The sequence below is a fragment of the Cupriavidus phytohabitans genome, from assembly GCF_000426345.1.
Lineage (GTDB): Bacteria > Pseudomonadota > Gammaproteobacteria > Burkholderiales > Burkholderiaceae > Cupriavidus.
Genome location: NZ_AUFE01000151.1, coordinates 1 through 5,587, shown reverse-complemented (window position 1 = coordinate 5,587; position 5,587 = coordinate 1). Strand labels below are relative to the sequence as shown.

Here is a 5,587-nt window from a genome sequence, read left to right as displayed (position 1 = left end):
CAAGCAGGGCGGCGGCCCCTCGAACCTCGTCATCTGTCAAGGGTTCGCGGGGGGAATTGCGATTTTATTGGCGGCTTAACTTGGATGGATTGGGGTCAATATCGGCTCGTTCTCGCCGGGAACGATGTCGCACATACTCGGACTCCAATTGAACCAACTGGCGGGGCTCGATATGAATATCATTCAATACAATGGCTCCACTCCCGGATTGGTGGATGTTATGGCGGGGAACATCCAGTTTCAGCTGGATGTGCCATTGACTTCCGTGCCCCTGATCAAAGCGGGAAAACTCAAGCTATTCGCGGTCAGCTCGCCCAAGCGCTCCGAATTGATGCCAGAAGTCCCGACTTTCGCCGAATTGGGCTATGACGCGATGACACGAACCTCCTGGATGGGATTGTGGACGCTCCCTGGTGTGCCGGATGCAATCCAGCAACGCATCCGGAGCGAAGTTTTGAAAGCGTTAACGACGCCAGAGATAGGCGAACGGCTCTCCTCGCTAGGTCTAAGTGTGAATACCCAAAACCCGCGCACTCCCGACCAATTGTCCATGAGCTTGAGGAAGGATTACAAAACAACGGGCGAAGTGCTGCAAGCAGTTGGCTATAAGAGTCAGTAAGCGTTTCGGCGGGGACCCGTCGTGAGGCGTCGCTCTTTGAGAGGAGGACGCCGTGAATCATGGCGCCGAACAGCTCTTCACCAGCCCGTCATGATCGCTGGACGGCATTCCTTTTTGCATCTGCCGCGGGGAAGCACATCACTGGGCAGGGTCCTGGCGGTGGCGATGCCAGCAGTGTCATCGTTGAGTAATGCGCACTGGCACGTCAAAAAGCGCGAGAGTGGATTCGACGATCGGGCGATCAAAGGAGAGCTATTGGGATCGCCCGGCATCATGGGCCGGATAGCACGCCGCCCCTCCGGCTGCCGATCGACGAGGCACCTTCCTGACATTGCAGTGATGGTTGCATGTATCACAGGCGCATGAGTGGACGTCCTTGTGAGCGCGTCGTCCGATGGCACCAATATAAATACCGAGGAGAACAAGGTTGGGCATCAGCTGCAGCAATACCATAGAGTTTGATCGAACATTTCGGCCGGTTCGGCAAGGCAGCATCGGCCTCGCCGCGATGATGAAGAAGACGGGGCTTGTTGTTCTCATGGTTGGTGCAGGAGGCGGTACGGCGCTGGCTCAGACCAGCGTCACCCTGTACGGCGTAGCCGACGCCAACCTGGAGTTTGCCAACCACGTGGGCGCGGCGCCCGCACCGGCAAATGGCTACAACCCCGGCCCAGGCAATAAGGTCTACCGGATGAACTCTGGCGGCTTGTCCGGCTCGCGTTGGGGCTTGCGAGGTACGGAAGACCTCGGTAGCGGGTTGTCGTCGCTATTCGTGCTGGAAGGCGGCTACAACCAGGACGCTGGCACCTTGCAGCAGGGCGGCCGGCTGTTCGGCCGCTCGGCGTACGTCGGCCTCGCGAGCAAGAACTATGGACAGGTAGCCTTTGGTCGGCAATACACGTCGCTGTTCGACTCGATGTCGAACTTCGTGCCGGCGCTTTACGCCACATCTTATGAGCCGAGCGCTTCGCTGCTGGGACCCAACTATCGTGAAGACAACACGGTCAAGTACAAGGGCGCATTCGGTCCGCTGACCGCAGCGTTGCACTGGTCATTCGGCGTCGGTCTGGCTGTGCCGCAGACCAGCCCGTTGCTGGTTGCCGGTGGCGGTAACGGTGAGGTGCCTGGTCAGTTCCGTCGGGACACCGGTTATGGCGCGGGCCTGTCCTATTCCGCCGGTGGTATCGGCATCTCGGCAGGCTACGACCAGTTCAATCCGACATTTGGCAGCGCCACCGGTACCTTCAAGAACGCTGCCATTGCAGGGAGCTATGCCTTTGGCAATGCCAAAGTTATGGGCGGTTATCGGTGGGGTCAGAACCGGGGAGCGAACGGCAGCATGATCAAGCGCGACGACTACTACTGGTTTGGCGGGCAATATCAGTTAACGTCGGCCCTGGGCTTAATCGCGGAGTTTGCCTACGACAATATTAAGAACCTGTTCGGCAACCAATCGATACCCAATCCCTGGCAGATCAATCTCATCGGCACCTACGCATTCTCGAAGCGCACCGATATCTACCTGACGGCGGCTTATTCGAAGAATGCAGGGCTGGGACTGGATTCGCTGGCCAACGGCTTCGCCAACAGCCTTGCGCTGGGCAACAGCTATACCCTCGGCCGGGGCGAGTCCAACATGCTGGGGATCGGGCTAGGCGTGCGTCACAAGTTCTGAGTGCGCCGGGAGATTGGCAACGGAACTAGGTGGTGCGAGTCCAGTACGATAAAGAAAGCGAGCCACATCGGCTCCGAGCCGTGCGCTGGCCACCGTGAGGTGGTCAGCGATGCGTCGGCAGGCGTACGTACGGTCCGACGTAATTCCTAGTGCCGACGCGGTTTAGAACGTGGAAAGCAACATGGAGCAGTGCGCGGCGCGAACGCCTCAAAGACCCGGCGCGGTCGAAGAACCTGGACGTACCGACGCTCATTGCGCGGGAAGGGCCGCCGGTTCCCGCTTAGCGTTTGCGCGCTGCGACGCCACCGTGGTGTCCGGGCTAACCCGCCCCTGTCATCAAAGGGAAAGCACAAGACATACAAGGGAAAGCGGCAAGTCGGACCAAGCTTGATGATTCGCCACACAGGTTGTCCCTCCGGCGAACTCGATAGGCAAGCCGCAGGTGCGATTTCATATTCGATAGAAGACAGGAGGCGACAAGGCGAACTTCGTTAGGTTTTACGAGACGGGCGGCCCTGATGTCCTTCGTGCTGAGCACGCCACGGTGGGCAAGGCGGGGCCCGGGAGAGGTCCCGTGTCCGTCACGTGGCCGCAGGACTGAACTTTCTGACACCTACTTCCGCAGCGGCACTTATCGGGTTCCGCTGCCCATTGGTATCGCAACGAAGCCGCCGGCATGATCGAGGCGGCCGCGCCCCCGCGTCACCCGCCTGTCCGTTGACGATCGCGACTTATTCAGGCCATCTGCGTCCGCCGCAGCCGGCCCCCCGGGGACCCAAACAGAGGTTGCACCTGCGGATTAGCCGTGCGTCGGCGTTCTGCTCGGAGAGAGTTGGGACGCCGTGTTCCTTCCGCAAGAATTCTGAGTAGCATTTTCGACGGTTAATCAAGCCTTTAAGGGCTCGTTTCTCTGCTGCTGATGCGGCAACGCAGCCGGCAAAGCCGACGAGCGTGACCCGAAAAGGGTGGCTTCTTTAACAACCAAACAATCGATAGTGTGCGAGCTTGATAACGGATGCAAAAGACTTCGGTCTTTAGTTCAAGTTATCAATACTCGCATGGATCGAAAACTGGCGGGGCAGCACGCTTGGACAAGTCTACGCCTCCAGTACGTTCTTGAACTGACGACGTCCAAAGTTTTGCACGAGCCCGGTTTCTGCGTCGCGCCAAGATGGCGCTCGTATCCCGCCGGATGAGTGCCTCTACCAGTCCGTGGACAACGCCGGCGAGACCATTGATTTCCTGCTGCGGCCGCGCCGGCAAGCAAATCAGCCGGCTTCAGGTTCGAGTTCGCAATCCAGCGAATTGACGATGCGCGCTACCGCACAATAGAACGCGCCGGTCGCGAGCAGCTCCATCAGGTGCTTCTCTCCGAAGCGCTCCAGCATGGAGTTCATGGTCGCCGCGCTCGCGCCGCTGGCATGCGTCAGATCGTCTGCGAGCTGTAGCACCAGGGCTTCGTCCGCGTCGAACAGCGGGCCATCGCGTCCGTCCGGCAATGCGGCCAGCTGCGCCGGCGTGACGCCTTCGGCCCGCGCCATGTGCACGTGGTGTCCGTATTCGTACCTCGATTCGTGCCGCAAGGCGATCTGCACGATCAGCAGCTCGCGCAGCTTGCGCGAGACAGACAGGTCGTTGCGAAGGCCGCGCGAGCAAGGCGCCCAGGCCTTGGCGAGCGCCGGGGACCAGGCCATCATCCGCCAGACGTTCAGCACGGTGCCTTGCTGCTTCATCTTCTCGAAGACGTCCTTCAGTTCCGGGTCCACTGTGTCCGTATCGACCATCCTCATGCGTGCCATGCTCTTGCCTCCATCAGTTTGCAGTTTCCCGCGACAAGCCAAATTATGACAATCGGCCGGTTGGCAGCTATTGATCAGCGGTCACATGGACTTGTTCTTTTGTCTCACGCTGGCGCTCCCGACGGGATTGGATGAAGCTGGTGCCGAAGCTGGCCTGGAACCAGTGCGCAAAGGCGCTGGCTGAGGAGAAACCGAGCATCAAGGCTGCGTCTTCCAGCGAATGATCACTGTCGTCGCGCAGCTTTAGCGCCCGCTCTCGACGGACGGAATTCAGCACGGTCTTGAACTGTTCGCCCTCCAGGGTCAGTTGCCGGTGCAGGGTCTGCCGGCTGACGCCCAGGTGCTGCGCCACCTTGTCAACCGTGCAACGGCCGCTGCCCAATAAGGCCGCGATCAGGTGGCGCACGGTTTCCTTGCACCCCAATTTGCGTTGGTTGAGCGCGGAGTCCATGAAGCGACGCGCGAAACTACCCAGCCCTGCCTGCGTCGAGGTCAGCTCACGAGCCATGTCGCTTGCTGCGCAGACGATTCCGTTGAAGGCGCTATTGAACTCGATGCGCTTGCCGAGGAAGGAACGATGAAAGGTCAGATCCGCTGGCGGCCGATGGGTGAAGCAAACCTGACGAGGTTCCCATCTGGGACCCAAAAGGTCGCGCAGCACCTGGAACATCACGCCGACCGTCAGCTCCATCGCCTGGCGCGTCGGGACCGACTTGCCCAATATCAATTCCTCGCGGATGACGACAACCTCATCCTCTTCATCCACTCGGGCCAGCAGCGCGTCACTGAGCACACGGTTGTAGCTCAGTAGTGTCTTGATCGCGCTCAGCGCAGTGTTCTCCTGCTTGATCACGAGGCTGACGGGGCCGAGTTCCCAGATATGGCGGCGGCTGGCTAGCCTGAGGCCGAACGCCTCCATGTCCGAGGCTTGCGCGCAGTGGTTCAGCAAGCGGCATACCGCCTCCATGCCGATCAGGGCCTCGCTGTCGTCGAGACACCGGCGCGGCAGGCCCGCCTTGCGCATCATCGCCAAGGGGTCAAGTCCAGCCGACTGCGCGAGGTCGGCGAAGCCCGTCAGGCTGGCACTTCGGATGAGATGGGTCACCTGGGTAGTGGACATTTTCGAATGTTTTGACCTGTTACGACTTATCAATTCTACGCGACAACGGATCAATTCTTCCGAGGCAGCCACCCGCATCATAGCTACAAGCGCGGACACGGCCTGCCTTCGCAGACTCCGCAGCTACAAAGGAGAATTCCATGCACTTCCTCGATGGGGCCCTGCTGCCCGAAAACCAGGAAAAACTTGTCATCACCGCCGCTCCGTATGGCCCGCAATGGGAACCGGGTGACTTTCCATCCGACATCCCGGTCACGATCGAGGAGCAGGTGCAAAAGGCGGTGGACTGCTACAACGCCGGCGCCACCGTGCTTCATTTCCATGCCCGCGAGGACGATGGTTCGGGCTGCAAGAACCTCGACCGCTTCAACGAG

At 60.0% G+C, this 5,587-nt stretch carries 5 protein-coding genes and 1 pseudogene; 4 read left to right on the top strand and 2 right to left on the bottom strand.

Going from position 1 to position 5,587, the window contains the following annotated elements; translation table 11 throughout:
• Positions 1-88: 88 nt before the first annotated feature.
• The 3 genes and pseudogenes from K309_RS38665 to K309_RS43550 all read left to right on the top strand — a co-directional run.
• A complete protein-coding gene (locus K309_RS38665) occupies positions 89-619 on the top strand; it encodes a Bug family tripartite tricarboxylate transporter substrate binding protein (RefSeq protein WP_084402698.1) in 531 nt (176 codons plus the stop codon).
• A 511-nt stretch (positions 620-1,130) separates the two neighbouring features.
• Positions 1,131-2,294 carry a porin gene (locus K309_RS0133645; RefSeq protein WP_029050319.1) on the top strand — a complete coding sequence of 388 codons (1,164 nt, stop codon included), beginning with the start codon at positions 1,131-1,133 and terminating at the stop codon, positions 2,292-2,294.
• Positions 2,295-2,775: 481 nt separating this feature from the next.
• Positions 2,776-2,991 (top strand): annotated as a pseudogene (locus K309_RS43550) (quinone oxidoreductase); the annotation flags it as partial.
• A gap of 571 nt (positions 2,992-3,562) precedes the next feature.
• Here K309_RS43550 and K309_RS0133640 read toward each other — a convergent pair.
• Both K309_RS0133640 and K309_RS38660 read right to left on the bottom strand, forming a co-directional pair.
• Positions 3,563-4,093, bottom strand: a complete 531-nt coding sequence (locus tag K309_RS0133640) for a carboxymuconolactone decarboxylase family protein (RefSeq protein WP_029050318.1) — start codon at positions 4,091-4,093, stop codon at positions 3,563-3,565.
• Between the two features lie 67 nt (positions 4,094-4,160).
• Complete coding sequence (locus K309_RS38660) at positions 4,161-5,213, bottom strand: AraC family transcriptional regulator (protein WP_051320760.1); 1,053 nt, start codon at positions 5,211-5,213, stop codon at positions 4,161-4,163.
• Between the two features lie 140 nt (positions 5,214-5,353).
• Here K309_RS38660 and K309_RS38655 point away from each other — a divergent pair.
• Positions 5,354-5,587: 3-keto-5-aminohexanoate cleavage protein (locus tag K309_RS38655; RefSeq protein ID WP_035878817.1), on the top strand; the 234-nt coding region annotated here is incomplete at its 3' end.

Excerpts from the sequence above, each read along its gene's own strand:
- K309_RS0133640 (WP_029050318.1), bottom strand. The coding sequence starts at position 4,093 with ATGGCACGCATGAGGATGGTCGATACGGACACAGTGGACCCGGAACTG.
- K309_RS0133645 (WP_029050319.1), top strand. The coding sequence starts at position 1,131 with ATGAAGAAGACGGGGCTTGTTGTTCTCATGGTTGGTGCAGGAGGCGGT.
- K309_RS38660 (WP_051320760.1), bottom strand. The coding sequence starts at position 5,213 with ATGTCCACTACCCAGGTGACCCATCTCATCCGAAGTGCCAGCCTGACG.